This window comes from Curtobacterium sp. DN_7.5, assembly GCF_022655355.1.
GTDB classification, from domain to species: Bacteria; Actinomycetota; Actinomycetes; order Actinomycetales; family Microbacteriaceae; genus Curtobacterium; species Curtobacterium luteum.
In genome coordinates this window covers 1,621,584-1,638,651 of sequence record NZ_CP093378.1, presented here as the reverse complement: position 1 = coordinate 1,638,651, position 17,068 = coordinate 1,621,584, and the positions used below count along the sequence as shown (strand labels likewise).

17 protein-coding genes are annotated in these 17,068 nt (G+C 73.3%); 1 reads left to right on the top strand and 16 read right to left on the bottom strand.

What is annotated here, in order from left to right:
* Window positions 1-13: 13 nt before the first annotated feature.
* On the bottom strand, window positions 14-1,516 hold the full coding sequence (locus tag MON03_RS07610; RefSeq protein ID WP_277927284.1) for a glyceraldehyde-3-phosphate dehydrogenase: 1,503 nt from the start codon (window positions 1,514-1,516) through the stop codon (window positions 14-16).
* Window positions 1,513-3,606, bottom strand: coding sequence for a phosphoenolpyruvate carboxykinase (GTP) (locus MON03_RS07605; protein WP_242091314.1), 2,094 nt, complete (start codon window positions 3,604-3,606; stop codon window positions 1,513-1,515). Before MON03_RS07605 ends, MON03_RS07610 begins: the two co-directional genes overlap by 4 nt.
* 123 nt (window positions 3,607-3,729) lie before the next feature.
* Between MON03_RS07605 and MON03_RS07600 the strand changes: the two genes are divergently transcribed.
* Window positions 3,730-5,166 (top strand): helix-turn-helix transcriptional regulator, encoded by a 1,437-nt coding sequence (locus MON03_RS07600; RefSeq protein ID WP_022904438.1) that lies wholly within the window; start codon window positions 3,730-3,732, stop codon window positions 5,164-5,166.
* A gap of 148 nt (window positions 5,167-5,314) precedes the next feature.
* Here the strand turns inward: MON03_RS07600 and MON03_RS07595 are convergent, their stop codons facing one another.
* From MON03_RS07595 to fliS, 14 genes are all read right to left on the bottom strand, one after another.
* Entirely contained in the window at window positions 5,315-6,490 is a 1,176-nt protein-coding gene (locus tag MON03_RS07595; RefSeq protein ID WP_175327851.1) for a flagellar hook protein FlgE, read from the bottom strand.
* Window positions 6,491-6,543: 53 nt separating this feature from the next.
* Window positions 6,544-6,978 (bottom strand): flagellar hook assembly protein FlgD, encoded by a 435-nt coding sequence (locus tag MON03_RS07590; protein ID WP_175327852.1) that lies wholly within the window; start codon window positions 6,976-6,978, stop codon window positions 6,544-6,546.
* A gap of 24 nt (window positions 6,979-7,002) precedes the next feature.
* Window positions 7,003-8,787: a flagellar hook-length control protein FliK gene (locus tag MON03_RS07585; RefSeq protein WP_242091313.1), complete on the bottom strand. Its 1,785-nt coding sequence runs from the start codon at window positions 8,785-8,787 to the stop codon at window positions 7,003-7,005.
* A complete protein-coding gene (locus MON03_RS07580) occupies window positions 8,784-9,530 on the bottom strand; it encodes a C40 family peptidase (RefSeq protein WP_242091312.1) in 747 nt (248 codons plus the stop codon). The genes MON03_RS07585 and MON03_RS07580 overlap by 4 nt, the downstream gene beginning before the upstream one ends.
* Complete coding sequence (locus MON03_RS07575) at window positions 9,527-9,958, bottom strand: flagellar FliJ family protein (protein ID WP_242091311.1); 432 nt, start codon at window positions 9,956-9,958, stop codon at window positions 9,527-9,529. The genes MON03_RS07580 and MON03_RS07575 overlap by 4 nt, the downstream gene beginning before the upstream one ends.
* Window positions 9,958-11,295, bottom strand: coding sequence for a FliI/YscN family ATPase (locus tag MON03_RS07570; protein WP_242091310.1), 1,338 nt, complete (start codon window positions 11,293-11,295; stop codon window positions 9,958-9,960). Before MON03_RS07570 ends, MON03_RS07575 begins: the two co-directional genes overlap by 1 nt.
* Complete coding sequence (locus tag MON03_RS07565) at window positions 11,292-11,927, bottom strand: FliH/SctL family protein (protein WP_242091309.1); 636 nt, start codon at window positions 11,925-11,927, stop codon at window positions 11,292-11,294. Before MON03_RS07565 ends, MON03_RS07570 begins: the two co-directional genes overlap by 4 nt.
* Window positions 11,920-12,987, bottom strand: coding sequence for a flagellar motor switch protein FliG (fliG, locus tag MON03_RS07560; RefSeq protein ID WP_022904192.1), 1,068 nt, complete (start codon window positions 12,985-12,987; stop codon window positions 11,920-11,922). Before fliG ends, MON03_RS07565 begins: the two co-directional genes overlap by 8 nt.
* The gene (gene fliF, locus MON03_RS07555; protein ID WP_242091308.1) at window positions 12,984-14,645 is read right to left on the bottom strand and encodes a flagellar basal-body MS-ring/collar protein FliF; all 1,662 of its coding nucleotides are present in this window, start codon (window positions 14,643-14,645) and stop codon (window positions 12,984-12,986) included. The genes fliG and fliF overlap by 4 nt, the downstream gene beginning before the upstream one ends.
* A complete protein-coding gene (gene fliE / locus MON03_RS07550) occupies window positions 14,645-14,992 on the bottom strand; it encodes a flagellar hook-basal body complex protein FliE (RefSeq protein WP_022904194.1) in 348 nt (115 codons plus the stop codon). The genes fliF and fliE overlap by 1 nt, the downstream gene beginning before the upstream one ends.
* Window positions 14,992-15,387 carry a flagellar basal body rod protein FlgC gene (locus MON03_RS07545; protein WP_022904195.1) on the bottom strand — a complete coding sequence of 132 codons (396 nt, stop codon included), beginning with the start codon at window positions 15,385-15,387 and terminating at the stop codon, window positions 14,992-14,994. The genes fliE and MON03_RS07545 overlap by 1 nt, the downstream gene beginning before the upstream one ends.
* Window positions 15,384-15,728 carry a flagellar basal body rod protein FlgB gene (locus MON03_RS07540; RefSeq protein WP_022904196.1) on the bottom strand — a complete coding sequence of 115 codons (345 nt, stop codon included), beginning with the start codon at window positions 15,726-15,728 and terminating at the stop codon, window positions 15,384-15,386. The genes MON03_RS07545 and MON03_RS07540 overlap by 4 nt, the downstream gene beginning before the upstream one ends.
* Before the next feature lie 522 nt (window positions 15,729-16,250).
* Window positions 16,251-16,574, bottom strand: a complete 324-nt coding sequence (locus tag MON03_RS07535) for a hypothetical protein (RefSeq protein WP_242091307.1) — start codon at window positions 16,572-16,574, stop codon at window positions 16,251-16,253.
* A 4-nt stretch (window positions 16,575-16,578) separates the two neighbouring features.
* Window positions 16,579-17,061, bottom strand: coding sequence for a flagellar export chaperone FliS (fliS, locus tag MON03_RS07530; RefSeq protein ID WP_022904198.1), 483 nt, complete (start codon window positions 17,059-17,061; stop codon window positions 16,579-16,581).
* Window positions 17,062-17,068 lie beyond the last annotated feature (7 nt).

The following is a 17,068-nucleotide window of genomic DNA, read 5'->3' as shown; positions in this document are numbered from 1 at the left end:
GTGCGGGTGCCGCTCACACCGGGAGCGCGTCAGGTACCCCTGCCGACGCCGCCGACACCGCCGACACCGACGCCGACACCCCCGGCAGGGTCGGCACCCGCTGCCCGCTCATCGTCTCGAGCACCCGCACGACCTGCCTGCTGTACCCGTACTCGTTGTCGTACCAGACGTAGACCACCACCTGCCGCCCGCCGTCGGCGATCGTCGCCAGCCCGTCGACCACGCCGGCCTTCCGCGAGCCGAGGAAGTCGCTCGACACGACCTCGGGCGACTCCACGTAGTCGACCTGTCGGCGGAGGGCCGAGCGCAGCGACACCTCGCGGAGGTGGGCGTTGAGCGCCTCCCGGGTCACGCCGGTCCCGAGCGTCAGCGTGAGCACCGCGATCGACACGTCCGGCGTCGGCACCCGGATCGCACTGCCGGTGAGCTTGCCGGCGAGCGGCGGGTACGCCTTCGCGACGGCACGCGCGGCCCCGGTCTTCGTCGGCACCATGTTGAGCGCCGCCGAGCGACCCCGGCGCGGTCCCGGGTGGTGGTTGTCGGTGAGGTTCTGGTCGTTCGTGAACGAGTGGACCGTCTCGACGTGCCCGTGCTCGATGCCGTACCGCTCGTCCAGCGCGGCGAGCACCGGCGTGACGGCGTTCGTCGTGCACGAGGCCGCGGCGAGGATCGGCTCGTCCCCGATCGCGGCGTCGTTCACCCCGTGCACGATGTTCGGGACGTCGCCCGACGCCGGCGCGGTGAGCAGGACGCGGGAGACGCCGGGGGCGGCGAGGTGCGCGGACAGCGTCGACCGGTCGGAGGAGGCTCCCGTGCTGTCGACGACGATCGCGTCGTCGATCCCGTACGCCGTGTAGTCGATCTCGGACGGCGATGCCGCGCCGATGAAGCGGATGACGGTCCCGTTCGCGGTGATCGTCTGCTCGTCCTGGTCGACGGTGATCGTCCCGTCGAAGGGCCCGTGCACGGAGTCGCGCCGCAGCAGGCTCGCCCGCTTGACCAGGTCCTCCGGCCCCGTGGAGCGCAGGACGACCGCTCGGAGGCGGAGTCCGTACGCGCCTCCCGACCGGGCCAGGAGGATCCGCGCGACCAGCCGGCCGATGCGTCCGAAGCCGTACACGACCACGTCCCGCGGCGCAGCCGCGTACGGACCGCTGCCGACCGCGTCCGCGAGGACGAGCCGCAGGTGGTCGTCGAGGCCGAGGGCGTCCTGCCGACGGAAGCCCGCGTTGCAGTCGGCGACGTCGACCACCGAGGGACCGAGGTCGAGCCTGGTCAACGCGTGCAGGACCGGCAGCACCTCGTGGGGCGACAGCTCGGCACCGTCCACGTGTCGCGCGAAGCGGTGCAGCTTGAGGATCTCGTTCACCGAGCGACCGACGAGTCGCCGACCGTGGATCGTCGTCACCACGTTGTGGCGCCGGTGGAGCCCGTCGATGATCGGGACCATCGCGGCCGCGACCGACCCGCGGTCGACCCACTCGTCGAAGACCCGGTCGGTACCCGCGCGGCTCACGCTGCGACCCCGACCGATGCGCTCGTGCCACGCTCGGGCGCCGCCGCGCCGCGCTCGGTCGCCGCCGTGCCGCGCTCGGTCGCCGCCGCGCCGCGCTCGGTCGCCGCCGTGCCGCGCTCGGTCGCCGCCGCGCCGCGCTCGGCCGCCGCCGCCTCGAGGCGCGCCCGGAGGGCCTCGAGCTGCGCCCACACGGCGGCGGGGACCGTCGCGCCGAGGGACGTGAAGAACTCCTCGGTGCGGTCCGCCTCGTCGAGCCAGCTGGCCGGATCGACGTCGTGCAGGGCCTGGAGGCTCGTCCCCGACAGCCCGAGGCCGCTCACGTCGAGCGCACCCTCCGCCGGGACGGCGCCGAGCGGCGTCCCGCGGGTCGTGGCCGCTCCCGGTCGCGTGACGCGGTCGGCGATCCACGCGAGGACGCGGGCGTTCTCACCGAAGCCCGGCCAGAGGAACGTGCCGTCCTCACCCTTGCGGAACCAGTTGACCTGGAAGACCTTCGGAGCGGCGGCGCCGAGCGCCTCGCCGACGTCGAGCCAGTGCTGCCAGTGCGACCCCATGTCGTAGCCGACGAACGGCAGCATGCCGAAGGGGTCGCGGCGGAGTTCGCCGACCGTGCCCTCCTGCGCGGCGGTGCGCTCGCTCGACACGGTCGCACCCGCGAACACGCCGTGCGCCCAGCTGTCCGTCTCGACGACGAGCGGCACGTTCGTCGCCCGGCGACCGCCGAAGAGGATCGCGTCGACGGGGACGCCGTCCTGCTCGTACCAGTCGTCGGCGAGGGTCCGGCACTGCTCGATCGGGCTCGTGAAGCGGGCGTTCGGGTGCGCCGCGGGCGTGCCCGACGCCGGGGTCCAGTGCTCGCCCCGCCAGTCGATCAGGTGCGCCGGCGGTTCGTCGGTCAGGCCCTCCCACCAGACGTCGCCGTCCTCGGTCAGGGCGACGTTCGTGAAGATCGTCCGCTCCCGCATGGTGTCCATGGCGACGGGGTTCGTGGCGACGGACGTCCCGGGAGCGACGCCGAAGATGCCCGCCTCGGGGTTGATCGCGTACAGCCGCCCGTCCGCGCCCGGCCGGAGCCAGGCGATGTCGTCGCCGATCGTCTCGACGCGCCAGCCGGGCAGCGTGGGCTGCAGCATCGCGAGGTTCGTCTTGCCGCACGCGCTCGGGAACGCTGCCGCGACGTGCAGGGCGCGACCGTCCGGGTCGGTGAGCTTGAGGAGGAGCATGTGCTCGGCGAGCCACCCCTCATCGCGGGCGATGGTGGAACCGATCCGTAGCGCGAAGCACTTCTTGGACAGCAGCGCGTTGCCGCCGTAGCCGGAGCCGAACGACCAGATCGCCCGTTCCTCGGGGAAGTGCGAGATGTACTTCGTCGGGTTGCTCGGCCACGCGACGTCGGGCCGGCGGGTGCCGTCGGGGTTCCGGAGCGGGTACCCGACGCTGTGCACGCCCGCGACCCAGGCCGTGTCCGGGCCGATGTGCTCGAGGGCGTCGTCGCCCACCCGGGCCATCAGGGCGAGGGAGACCGCGGCGTATGCGGAGTCGGTGACCTGGACGCCGAGCTGCGAGATCGCGCCGCCGACCGGACCCATCGAGTAGGGCACGACGTACATCGTCCGACCGCGCATCGACTCCGCGAACAGGCCGTTGAGTTCGGCGCGCATCGAGCGCGGCTCGCGCCAGTTGTTCGTCGGACCGGCGTCGGCCGGGTCACTCGTGCAGATGAACGTCCGGTCTTCCATCCGGGCGACGTCGTCCGGGGTGCTCCGTGCGAGGAAGCTGTCCGGACGCAGACCCGGGTCGAGACGGATGAGCGAGCCTTCTTCCACCATGCGGTCCGTCAGGCGGGTCCACTCGGCATCGGAGCCGTCGCACCAGACGACCTCGTCCGGCCGGGTCAGCAGCGCCAAGCGGACGACCCAGTCCGCGAGCTCCCGGTTGGCCACCCCGTGCCGGTGCGCTCCGTCGGGGACCTCGACGCTCGAGCAGGCGGCAACAGGCGGGTGCGTGTGCCGGTGGACGTCGGCGGCGGGGATCGGGCCCGTCTCGGCATCACCGAAGCGGCGGTCACGGTTCGTGTCGGTCATCGTCATGCTGGTCTCCTCGTCGAGCCCTACGGTGGTCGTGCTCCTCAGCATGCGGGCGCGGACGGGCGCTATGCTCGCGACCAGACGGAGAAGAACGGCAGTTCTTCACACTCGAGGAAGAGTGACGACATGTCCCACGACGACGGCCCCCAGCGACTGCTCGGGCAGTGGATCCGGCACGTCCGCACGACGCGCGGGATGACCCTCGACGTCCTCGGACGCGCCACCGACCTCGCACCGAGCCGCCTGTCGATGATCGAGAACGGGCTCCGGGAACCGAAGGTCTCCGTCCTGGCTCGGATCGCGGCGGCGCTCGACGTCCCGGTGTCGACCCTCACCTCGTCGTCCCCGCCGACCGAGCGGGCGCGGTTGGAGCTCGAACTCGCCGCGTACCAGGACGCACCGCTCGCGGCCCGGCTCGACCTGCCGCGCATCGACGTCCGGAAGAGCCTGCCCGACGACGTCCTCGCGAGCGTCGTCGCGCTGCACGAGGCGTTGGAGCGGCGCGTCCAGGAGTCCGCGGTCACGCAGGCCGCCGGACGCGAGGCGATGATCGCGCTCCGGCTCCAGGGTCAGTCGTCCGACAACTACTACGAGGACATCGAGGACCAGGCAGCCGACCTGCTCGCCACGGTCGAGCGACCGCCGGGGCCGCTCATGCACCACACGGTCGCAGCACTCGCCTCGAAGCTCGGCTTCCGGCTCGTGCACGCCGATGACCTCCCCGCCTCCTCCCGGACGATCACCGACCGGGAGCACGGCGTGGTCTACCTCCCGCCGGCCGCGACTCCCGGTGGCCGTGGACTCCGCAGCCTGGCGCTGCAGGCGCTCGCGCACGTCGTGCTCGGGCACCGACCGCCCGCGGACTACGCCGAGTTCCTGCGGCAGCGCATCGAGATCACGGCGTTCGCGGCCGCGTGCCTCGTCCCGCGCGACGCCGCCGTGCCGTTCCTGCAGCAGGCGAAGTCCCGGCGCGACATCGCCCTCGAGGACTTCCGGGACGCGTTCGGTGTCACGCACGAGACGGCAGCGCACCGGTTCACCACCCTCGCGACCCGCTTCCTCGACCTCCCCGTCCACTTCGTCCGGGTCCGTCGCTCGGGCGCGATCGTCAAGGGCTACGAGAACGACGGCATCACGTTCCCCACCGACACCGACGGCGGGATCGTCGGACAGGTCGTCTGCGCGAAGTGGGCCTCCCGGACGGCCTTCGAGGACCGGAACCGCTCCCGCGAGCACTACCAGTACACGGACACCCCGAACGGTACGTACTGGTGCAGCGTGCAGACCGGGACCGACGACGACGAGTTCTCGATCACGCTCGGCACGCCGTTCGCGCACGCGCAGTGGTTCCGGGGACGCGACACCACCGTCCGGCGGCAGTCGAACTGTCCCGATCCGTCGTGCTGTCGGCGTCCTCCGGCACCGCTCGAGGCGAAGTGGAAGGAGGCCGCCTGGCCGAGCGCGAAGCTCGGCGAGCACGTCCTCGCTCCCCTGCCGACGGGCCGGTTCCCCGGGGTCGACGACGGCGAGGTGTACCGCTTCCTGGAGGCGCACGCGGAGTAGGGCCGCGCGCGACGGTCCCGCACCTGCACACGACCGAAGTCGCCTCGCACCGCGCGTCCGCGTGGTGCGAGGTGACTCCGGTGATGCGAACGCGAAGCGCGCCGCGCGCCGCGCGCCGCGCCCGCGAGCCGTGCCGCTACCGCTACCGCTACCGCTTCAGGTTCGTCAGCTCCTGCAGCACCTCGTCCGAGGTCGTGATGATGCGCGCGTTCGCCTGGAACCCGCGCTGCGCCACGATGAGGTTGGTGAACTCCTGCGACAGGTCGACGTTCGACATCTCGAGCGTCCCCGCCGCGAGCGAACCGACCCCCGCCGAACCAGGACCGCCGATCGAGGCCTGGCCGGAGTTCGCCGTCGCACGGTAGCCCGAGGCGCCGGTCTTCTCGAGGCCGGCCGGGTTGGCGAACGTCGCGAGGGCGATGCGGCCGAGGGCCAGGGAGGCGCCGTTCGAGAACGTGCCCGTGACCGTCCCGTCCTTCGAGATCGAGTAGCCCTGGAGCGACCCGGCCTCGTGGCCGTTCTGCGACGAGATGGTGGCGGTGTTCAGCGTCGCGAACCCGGTGAGGTCCGACATGTCGACGGCGATGCCGCCGACGGTGAGGGCACCGCCCGACGCGACCTTGCCGTCGGCGCCGAACGTGATCGACGAGGTGGCGGTGGCGCCCTGCCCGTTCGTGGCGGTGACGTCCCAGCCGGCGGCGGTGCGCTGGTAGGCGATCGACATGGTGTGCTTCGCGCCGGTGGCGTCGTAGACGGTGGCGTCGCGGGTGACGGTGTCGCCGACGGCCGTGTCCGACGGCAGGTTGCCGGTGAGCGCGGCGGTCGTGGTGCGGACGGCCGGTGCTGCGGCGTCGAGCGGCAGCGTGATGTCGCCGAGCTGGCCGTTGGCGTTGACGACGCCGTTCACGGCCGGGTAGCCCTGGACGATCTTGCCGTCGGAGGACACCAGGCGGCCGTCCGCGTCGAAGTCGAACGCACCGGCGCGGGTGTAGACGGTGTCGTTGCCGAGGCGCGTGACGAAGAACCCGTCGCCGGAGATCATCAGGTCGGTGGCCTTGCCGGTGGCCTGCGCGGAGCCCTGCGCGAAGTTCGTCGAGACCCCGGCGACCTGCACGCCGAGGCCGATCTGCGCCGGGTTCGTGCCGCCGATGCCGGTCTGCGGACCGCCGGCACCCTGGGTCATCTGCGACAGGGTGTCCTGGAAGACCGTCGACGACGACTTGAAGCCGACCGTGTTGACGTTGGCGATGTTGTTGCCGGTGACGTCGAGCATCTCCTGGTGGGAGCGGAGGCCGGAGATGCCGGAGTAGAGCGAGCGGAGCATGGTGCGTCCTTTCGTGACGGTACCGAAGAAGAAGAAGAAGGGTGGAGGGGAGGTCAGGAGGCGGTCTTGATGCCGGAGATCACGTCGAGGTCGACCTCCTTCCCGCCCACCGTGACCGTGGGGACGCTTCCCGCGTACGACACCGCTGTCGCGGTCCCCTCGATCGACTTCCCCGTGGTCGCGTCGGTGTAGCTGACCTGCTTCCCGACGAGGTTCGCGGCGGCGATCCGCATCTGCAGCGAGAAGTTCTCGTTCGCCGTCGTGGTCTGGTTCGTGATCTGCTCCATCATCGCGAGCTGCGTCTGCTGGGAGATCATCTGGTTGGTGTCCATCGGCGAGGACGGGTCCTGGTTCCGGAGCTGCGTGACGAGCAGCTTCATGAACACCTCGGAGTCCATCGTCTGCGACCGCGAGGACGACTGGTTCGCCGCGAGGGCCGCCGCCTGGGTGGCCGGGTCGACCGAGCCGGTGATGCCGTCGAGTGGCATGGTGTGGTCCTTTCGTGCCGTCGCTCAGGCGAGGACGTCGAGGCCCGCGGTGCGGACGGTGGTCGTGGACGGGGTGCGGAGCGTGGCGGGACCGGGTCGGGCCTCCCGGTCGTCGGTGGCCACCCGCACGCCGCCGGCCGGACGCTCGTCGCGGCGCGGGGCGGAGTCGGGGTGGTTCTGCGAGGACAGGTCGAGCGTCGTGGACAGCCCGGTGCCGGCGGCGTCGCGGCGGAGGTCCGGGAGGACCTGCCGCACCGCCTCGCGACCGGCGTCCGAGGGCGCGTAGAGCTCCACGTGCATGCTGTGCGCGGAGACGTGCGCGCGCACGGTGACGGGACCGAGCGCGTCGGGGGTCACCTGGACGGTGACGACGTGCTCACCCGGTCCGGCCTGCGCGAGCGAGAACAGCGGGCGTGCGAGCTGCTGCGCGAACGCGGTCGGTGACGCGTTCGCCGTCGCGGAACCGGAGGGTGCCGCGACGGGCGCAGCGGCCACCGTCGGGGTCGGGAACGCGACCGTCGCCGCGGTCGCGCGGGTCCCGTCGACGGCCTGGAGGCCCGGCTCGGCCCCGGCGGACGCCCGTCCGTCGGTCCCGGTGCCGGTCCCGCCACCGCCCGTGCGGGGTCCGGGTGCGCTGCCAGCGGGCACCACCACGACCGCGGGTGCGGTGGTCGGCGTCTCCGTCCGCGGGCCGCTCGGGGTCGCCGCCGCGCCGGCGGCGACCGGAGCGGGAGCCGTGCCGGAGGCGACGGGTGACACGGACGAGCCGGCGGCCTGGTGGGCGGGCATCGCGGCGCTCCCGGAGGGAGCGACCGTGCCCGCGGCGGGGGCGGTGTCCGGCGCGGACGGCGTCGCGGTCGTGGTCGTGGTCGTGCCCGGCACGGTCGGTGCCGGTACCGGTGCCGCGCCGGGCCGTGCCGGACCTCCCGTGGCCGTCCGTGCCGACGATGTGGTACCCGGCTCGCCGAGGGCGGATGCGGTGGTCGGCGCGGTGGTGGTCGGCGCGGTGGTGATCGGCGCGGCGGAGATCGGCTCGGTGGTCGCCGTGGTGTTCACGGCCCCCGGGGCGCCGGGGGTCGCGGTGGCCCCCATGGGCGCGGACGTGTCCGGCTCGGTCCGGAGCGCCTCGGTCGACGACCCGGTCGCGGCTTCGGGCGTCGTGCTGTCGGACGCGGTGCCCGTCTCGGTGACTGCTGCGGTGCCCGGCGTGGTACCCGACGCGGTGACGGCTGCGGTACCGGTCGTGGTCACGGCGACCGACGCCGCTGCGAGCCCCGTGGCGGCGGCCAGCACGGCGGCCGCTGCGGTGCCCGCGGCTGCTCCCCCGGCCGCCGGCGTCGACGACCCGGCGGTCACGGACGGGCCGGCGGTCAGGGACGAGCCGGCGGTCACGGACCGATCAGCAGTCGCCGACGGGTCGGCCGGGACGGACGCACCCGCGGGGCCGGACGCAGCCTCCGGGCCCGCCGCGCCGAACGCGCCGAACGCGCCGGCCGGCGCCGCCGAGGCCCCGTCCCGGGCGGCGGGAGCGCCGTGCTGCGACGGGCCCCGGCGCTCGGCCGCGGTCCGTGCGGCCGCGGGGTGCTCCGTGCGACGGCCGTGCAGCCGGCCCACGGGCACCACCGTCGCGTCGGCGTCGTCACGAGCACCCGCGCGGGCCGGTGTACCGGCGCGGTCGCTTCCACCGGCACCGGCACCGGCACCGGCCAGGACCCGCCCGAAGGCGGAGCCGCCGTCACCCGGGCGGGCCGGTACGGCACGGCCGGTGGTGGCCGACGACGGCGCGCCGGTCGGGATCATCGTGGTCATGCGGCACCTCCGGACTGCACCAGGGCCATGAGCGCCGCGGTCTGCAGGTCCGTGCCCGAACCCGTGGCGCCGGCGCCGGCGGTCGAGCGGGCCGCCGCGTCCTGCGCGGTCGGCACGATGCGCCTGATCGTGGCGATGTCGGCGTCCGAGTACCAGTTGTCGACGATGCGGACGTCCTTGCCGGGGTGCGGCGCGTGCAGCACCTTGCCGTCACCGACGTAGATGACGATGTGGCCCTCGCCCTTGGGGACGATGAGGTCGCCGGGCTGCGCGTCCTTGAGCGAACCGACCTCGACGCCCATCTTCGCCTGGTCCGGGACGACCCGCGGCATGGTGACCCCGAGGTCCTTGAACACCGTCTGGACGAGACCGGAGCAGTCCATCCCGGCCGTCGTCGTCCCGCCGAACACGTACGGCACGCCGAGGTACTTCTTCGCGTCGGCCACCACGTCGGCACCCGTCGCACCGCTCCCGGTCGCGACGGTCCCCTGTCCGGCGTCCACCGAGGTCGCCGGCGTCGTGCTGCCGGCGGCGGCGGTCCCCAGGGCGGTGGCGAGCGAGCCGGCCGTCGTCCCGGTCCCCCCGCCGTTCTCGGTGGCGAGCGCGTCCGCGAAGGCGGAGGACGCGGCCGAGGACGCCGCTGTCGAGTCCGTGGACGTGGTCGACGTGACCGTCCCGGTCTGCAGGGCGTCGATCTGGCTGCGGATCTCGGAGATCCGCGAGAGCACGACATCGAGGCTCATCGGGCACCACCTTCCGTGCGGCTCCTGGCCGCGATCTCGTCGAGGGCGTTCTGTTCGGTGCGGAGGTCCTCCGCGGTGGCGGCGACGACGTGCTGCTCCTCGAGCTTCTCGAGCCCGAGGGCGGCACGGCGTGCGGCGGTGTAGGCGTCCTGCGCCCGGTCGGCGCCGGCGCGGCGGCTCTGCACGACGGCGTCGAGTTCCTGGAGCATGCCGCGGGTGGCGGCGCGCGCGGCGGCGACGGCGCTCAGGGTGGCGGCGTCCTCGATCGGCTGCGCGTCGGCCTGGTCGGCGAGGGACCGGCGGGCCTTGACCCGTGCGTCGGCGGCGTCGCGGAGCCGGTCGTTCGCGGCGGCGAGTCCCGCGGCGGCGCGGTCCTGCTCGGCGTGCCGGAGCCGCAGCAGTCCGGCGAGCGGGAACTTCCTGGCCATCAGGCACCACCTCCGACGCCGAGCGTCCGGACGAGCCCGGCGAGGGCGTCCCAGGAGCCGACGGCGGTCGCGCGCTCGTCCATGCCCTGCCGGAGGAACGCGTCGATCGCGTGCTGGTGGTCGACCGCGGCGTCGACGAGCGGGTTCGTCCCGCGCTGGTACGCCCCGACGTCGAGCAGGTCCTGCGCGGCACGACGGGCCGCCATCACGGTCCGCAGTGCGGTCGCGGTGTCCCGTTGCTCGCGGCTCGTGACCTTCGAGGCCACGCGCGACACCGACCCGAGCGCGTCCACCGACGGGAAGTGCCCGGTGACGGCGAGCTTCCGGTCGAGCACGACGTGCCCGTCGAGGATGCTCCGGGCGGCGTCCGCGATCGGCTCGTTGTGGTCGTCGCCGTCCACGAGCACGGTGTACAGGCCGGTGATGCTGCCGACCCGGTCGGTCCCGGCGCGTTCGAGCAGCCCGGCGAGCACCGAGAACGTCGACGGCGGGTAGCCGCGGGTGGCCGGAGGTTCGCCGACGGACAGGCCGATCTCCCGCTGCGCCATGGCGACCCGGGTGAGCGAGTCCATCATGAGCACGACGTCGGCGCCCTCGTCACGGAACGACTCGGCGATGCGGGTGGCGACGAACGCGGCACGCAGGCGCATGAGGGCCGGCTCGTCGGAGGTCGACACGACGACGATCGACCGTGCGAGCCCCTCCGGACCGAGGTCGTCCTCGAGGAACTCGCGCACCTCGCGGCCGCGCTCCCCGACGAGTGCGATCACCGTCACGGCGGCGTCGCTCCCCCGCGCGATCATCGACAGCAGGGACGACTTCCCGACGCCGGAGCCGGCGAAGAGGCCCATGCGCTGCCCCCGGCCGACCGTGGTCAGGGTGTCGAGCACGCGGACGCCGAGCTGCAGCGGCGTGTCGATGCGGGCACGGCCCATCGCGTCCGGCGTCGCGTGGTCGAGCGGGACCCATGCGTCCGCGTCGATCGGGCCGAGGTCGTCGATCGGCCGACCGAGTCCGTCGAGGACCCGTCCGAACAGGCCGCGGCCGGTGGGGACGAGCACGGGCCGACCGGTGGGCCGTGCCGGCGTCCCGGCGGTCACCCCGACGAGCGGGCCGAGCGGCATGCAGCGGGTGCCGGTGGTGTCCGTCGCGACGACCTCGACCGCGGTCTGCGGGCCGCCGTCGGCGCCGACCAGGACGACGTCGCCGATCCGGGCTTCGAGCCCGACGACGGTCAGACCGAGGCCGACAGCGCTCGACACGACACCCTGGCGCACCGGGCGTGCCTGGTCGACCGCGGCGTCGAGGCCGCGCGGGCGCAGCAGGGTCGCGGTCATCGTGCACCGCCGAGTGCCCCGCGGGCGCGGTCGAGCGCCGCGCCGATCCGGGCGTCCAGCAGCCCGTCCGGCAGGTCCACCACGGCGTCCCCGTCGGAGAGCGACGGGTCGCCGACGACCGGCACCGCCGTGTCGAGCTCCGCGACGCGCGCAGCGTCGCCGACGCTCACCCGCACCCGGAGCGCCACCGACGCGTCGACCGACGCGAGTGCCCGCAGGACGGTGGCCTCCGCGCCGGACGCGTCCGATGCCTCCCGGCCGCCGTCCGGGGCGTCGGTCGACCTGGAGGCACGGATCGCGTACCCGACGACGGCCTCCGCCAGGTCCATCGCCGCGTCCGCGAGCGACGCCTCGGCGTCGCGGAGGACGGGCACGACCTGCGAGAGGAGGGCGTTGGTGGCGGCGTCGAGGACGGCCACGCGGCGGACCGTGTCCGCCGTGAGCGACGCGAGTCGCCGGTCGTGCTCCGCCTGGAGCCGCGCCTGGAGCGCGTCGGTCTCGGCCTGCGCCGCGCGGAGACCGGCCGCGTACCCGGCGGCGTGCCCGCGGACCTCCGCCGCAGCGGCGGTCGTGGCGGCGGTGGCGGACCCGAGGACGGGGAAGGTCATGCGCTGGACGGTCTGGTCAGTCAACGAGCTCGTCCTCCTCGGCGCGGTGGACGGTGATGACGCCCTGGGCCTCGAGTTCGCGGACGGACCGGACGACCTCGGCGCGGGCCTCCTCGACCTGCGAGACCCGGATCGGTCCCATCGCCTGCAGCTCGTCGTCGAGGAGCTCGCGGTTGCGCTCGGACACGTTCGCGCGGATGGTCTCGACGACCGGTCCGGCGGCGCCCTTCATGGCGGTCGCCAGCACCTTCGAGTCGATCCCGCGGAGCACCTGCTGGATGTCGCGCGCCTCGAGCTTGACGATGTCCTCGAAGGTGAGCATGCGGGACCGGATGTCCTCGGCGAGTTCGGGGTCGCGGGCCTCCAGGCCGTCGAGCACCGCCTTCTCGGTCGCCACGTCGGACCGGTTGATGATCTCGACGAGCGGCGCGATGCCCCCGACGACCTCGACGCTCTCCCGCGGCGACACCACGGCGCCGGCGCGCTGGCGGAGCACTCCGGCGACGATGCCGACGGCCTCGGGCGTCGCCGAACCCATCGTGGCGAACGCCTGCGCGACGTCGGTGCGGACGCGCTCGTCGACGCCGGCGAGCACGGCGCTGGCCTGCCCGGGCTGCAGGTGCGCGAGCACGAGGGCGATGGTCTGCGGCAGTTCGCCGTCGAGGAGCGTCACGACCTGCCCGGGCTCGGCGTCGTCGAGGAAGTCGAACGACTGCCCGGCGAGGTTCGAGGCGAGGCGGTCCATGACCCCGGCGGCGCGTTCGGCGCCGAACGAGGCCTCGAGCAGCCCCATCGCGGTCTCCTTGCCGCCGCGCTTCTGTGTGCGGCCGTGCATGGTCATGCGGTGGAACTCGGTCATGGTGCGGTCCACGACGGTGTCGTCGACCCGGCGCATGCGGACGATCTCGGCGGAGATCTCCTCGGCCTCCAGCTCGGTGAACTGCTTCATCACCTCGGCGGCGCGGTCGGTCTCCATCTGCATGAGGATGAGCGCGACCTTCTGGGACCCGGTCAGCGGGCGGTCGACAGCGCCGGACGGCCCGCTGCCGCCGGGTCCGCCGACGCTCGGGACGAGGCCGCTCACACCGGTGCCCGGTCGTCGAGGAGCCCGCGGAGCAGGTCGGCGGTGCGCTTCGGGTCACGCTCGGCGAGCGCCTGGATGTCCTGGCGGCGGCGCTCGGCGCTGATCTCCTCGGTGGTGAGCACCTCGGTCGGCGCGTCCTCGACGGGCAACGTCGGGAGCGCCACGGTCGGGGTGTCCCCGGCGCGGAGCGCCTCGGGCTCGTCGACGGCGAGGGGCAGCTGGAACGTCTCGCCGGAGAAGGCGTCGAGTTCGCCGAGGTCGACGGCCTCGCGCTCCTGGCGGCGGGCACGTCGAGCGATGACCCACATGATCGCGATGAGGGCGAGGAGGCTCCCGATGACGATGCCGGCGGTCCGGATGGTCGCCCAGAGCGACGCCTGCTGGTCCGCCTGCTGCTGCGCCTTGAGGGCCGCCGCGGCCTGCGCGGCGGCGGTCGTGTCGAAGTTCATCATCGCGACCGCGATCTTGTCGCCGCGGGTGGTGTCGATACCGGCGGCGCGGGACACGAGGTCGTTGATGCTCTGCAGGTTGGCGTTCTGGACACTGGCGGCCTTCGCGTTCAAGGCGACCGAGACCGACTGGTTCTCGAGTGCACCGGCCGGGATCTGCGTCGTCTCGGTCGTGTGGTCGACGGCGTTGTTCTTCGTCGCGGACTCGTTCTTGTAGTCGTTGCCCGCGCCGCTGGTCGCGGATCCGTTCGGTACCGCGATGTTGTCCGGCCCGAGCACGCCGGTCGCTCCGGCACCGCCGGCACCGGAGCCGGCGCCGTACTGCTCGGTCGTGCTCGACTCGTTCAGGGCGACCGGGCCGCCGGTCGGGGACGCGTACGACTCCGACGTCTTCGTGCCGGTGTTCTGGTTCATCGTCGCAGAGACGACCACGGTCGCGTTGCCGGCGCCGAGCGTCGTGTCGAGGAGGTCCTGGATCTTCTTGCTCGTGGCCTGGTCGTAGTCCGCGGCCTGGTCCGTGCCGCTGCCGGCGGCGCCGGTGCCGACCGCGGAGAGCGTCTGGCCCTTCGAGTCGACGACGGAGACGTCGGTGGGCTGCATGCCCTCGACCGCGGCGCTCGTCAGGTGCACGATGGCCTGGACCTGGTCGGCGGTCAGCTGCGCGCCGTTCTTCGTCGCGATGAACACCGAGGCCGTCGGGTCCTTCTCCTCGGAGACGAACACCGTCTTCTCCGGGATGGCGAGCTGCACCGAGGCGGTCTGCACGCCGTCCATCGCGGAGATCGTCTTGGCGAGCTCGCCCTCGATCGCGCGCTTGTAGGTGACGTTCTGCTGGAACTCGGAGCTCGTCACGCCCATCTGGTCGAGGAGCGAGTAGCCGCCCTCGTTCGAGGACGGCAGGCCGTTCGCGGCGGCCTTGAGCCGTTCGGAGTACACCGAACCCTGCGGCACGAGGATCGTGGCGCCGCCGTCGGTGAGCTGGTACGGCACCCCGTCGGTCGTGAGCTGGTCGGTGACGCTCGAGGCGTCGGCGGCGGCGAGCCCGGTGAACAGCGGCGCGTACGACGCCTTGCCGAGCCAGCTCGCGAGGGCGATGCCGCCGAGCACGAGCGCGGCGATCACGAGGATCGCGATGGTGCGCTGCGCGGCGGTGAACCCCTGGACGTAGGCGCTGAGGCGCGCCCACACGTTCTTGACGGCGACCGGCATCAGGCCTGCATCCTCATGATCTCGTTGAAGGCGTCGACGCCCTTGTTGCGCACGGCCGCGACGAGCTCGAGCGTGACCTGCGCGCGGGTGGCGGCGATCGTGGCGTCGTGGATGTCGTCGAGGTTGCCCGTGACGGCCTTCAGCGCGAGCGTCTTCGAGTCGCTCTGCAGCTGCTGGAGACCGTCGACCGCGTTCCCGAGGCTCGCGGCGAAGCCGTCACCGGACGCACCGGTCGCGGCGGTCGTCCCGATCCCGGCGGCTCCGGCCCCGGTCGCGGCGTCGGTCGCCCCGGCGAAGGCGCGGGTCATCGCGTTGGTGGTCACACCGTTCACGGCGTCGATGGGCATCAGTTCTTCCCGATCTGCAGTGCCGCCTCGTAGGCGGTCTTGGCACGGTCGACCACGGCGGCGTTCGCCTGGTAGCCGCGCTGGGCCATGATGAGGTCCGCCATCTGCGTCCCGAGGTCGATGTCCGGCATGCGGACGTAGCCCTCGGCGTTCGCGAGCGGGTTGTCCGGGTCGTACGTGACCCGTCCGGCGGCGCTGCCGAACGCGGCACCCTTGACGTAGGCGCCCGAGACGCCGCTGCCCTCCTGCACCTCGACGTAGCGGGCCTGGAAGGCGGAGTCGTCCATCGACCGGACGGTGTTGACGTTGGCGATGTTGTCGGAGATCGCGTCGAGCCACTTGCGGTGCACGGTCATGCCGGTGCTCGCGATGCCGATCGCGTCGAACGTGGTCACGAGTTCGTCCGCATCGCCGCACGGACGCTGGTGAGCTCGGAGTTCATCGCCTGCGTCGCGAACTGGTACCGGAGCACGGTGTCGACGTTGGAGAGCGTCTCCTCGTCGAGGTTCACGTTGTTGCCGTTGGTGTTCGTCGGCTCGAGGCTGCGCGCGACGGTCGGGGCGGTGGCACCGCTGCCGTCGACGATCGACTGCGCGAGGGCGTCCTCGAACTGGACCTTCTCGGCGTGGTAGTTCGGCGTGTTGATGTTCGCGATGTTGTTCGCGATCACCCGCTGCCGCATCGACAGGCCGTCGAGGGCGCTCTGCAGCGCGGCGCTCGTCACGGAATCGAACACAGGTGGACCGTCCCCTCGGTCGACGCCGTCCCCTGACGTCGTCGATGTGCGGTGGCCGATCCGTGGCCGGGTGGTGAGCGATCCGTGCTCGTACGGGCCTGTCGGCCGGGGCTCGGCGGGGCGTTAGGCATCGCCCCGAACGGGGGGCGAGGTGGGTCGGGCGGGTCCGGTCGGGCGGGTCCGGTCGTCGGGTCGGGCCCGGCGCGATCGGGAGGACCGCCGTCGAACGACCACGCCCCCGTCGTACGACAACGGCCCCGTCGCACGGTGTACGCGCGGGCATCGATCCGGTGCAACAAACGACCACGCCGCCGTCGTACGACAACGGTCGCGTCGCACGGTGTACGCGCGGGCATCGATCCGGTGCAACGAACGACCACGCCCCCGTCGTACGACAACGGCCCCGTCGCTCCGTTCAGGCGCCGGCATCACCTCGACGCAACGAACGACACCGCCGTCGTCGTACGACGACGGACGTGTCGTCGAACAGCGTCGGGTGGCGCACCGACCGCCCGGCCCCGCCTACGCGGACGCGTCGAGGTACACGGCGCCGCGGGGCTCCCGCGTCGCGTCGACGGCACGCAGCGCGCCGAGGTGCTCCAGGACGGCGCTGCGCTCGGCCTCGAGCGCCGTCAAGCGGTCCCGCTGCGCGGCCACCAGCCGGGAGGCACGCCCCACCAGCTCCCGCGGGATCGGTCCCAGCCCGGTCGGCTCGGTCCAGACCGCGGCCGCTCCTGCCGCCGCGGTCGCTCCGGCCGCCGCCGGGCTCGCCGACGCCACCGCCTGCCCGGCGGCGTCCTGCTCCAGGGAGGCGAGCAGTGCCTCCCAGCCGGCCCGTCGGGCCACGTCGTCAGGCGACACCGAGCGCACCGCCGGCCGTGTGGCCGGCGCCCGGCGCGGCGGGAGCCGCCGGCAGCGAGGCGGCAGCATCGTGCCAGGCCTGCCGGAGCGGCTCGAGGATGCGGATGCAGTCGCGGGTGGCCCCGACGTCACGGTGCACGTTGGCCGTGATGAGCGACGTGCTCGCGTAGTTGTAGATCGCGAGGAGGCCCTCGCCGCCGTCCCACGCGTCGATCCGCAGCGTCGACGACAGCTCGCCGACGATCGCCTGCGCGTGCAGGAGCTGCTCGCGCGCGGCCTCCCAGTCGCTGCCGGTCTGCGCGGCCTCGGCGCGGTGCAGGTCGAGCAGCAGCCGGTCGTAGAGCATCGTGACGAGCTGCGCCGGCGTCGCGGAGAGGACGGCCTCGTTCGTGTACTGCGCGCGGCGCTGGTCCGTCACCGTGCGGGGCTTCGCGGCCTGCCGGAAGGCGGCGGCCTGGAGGTCGTAGGTCATCTCGGTT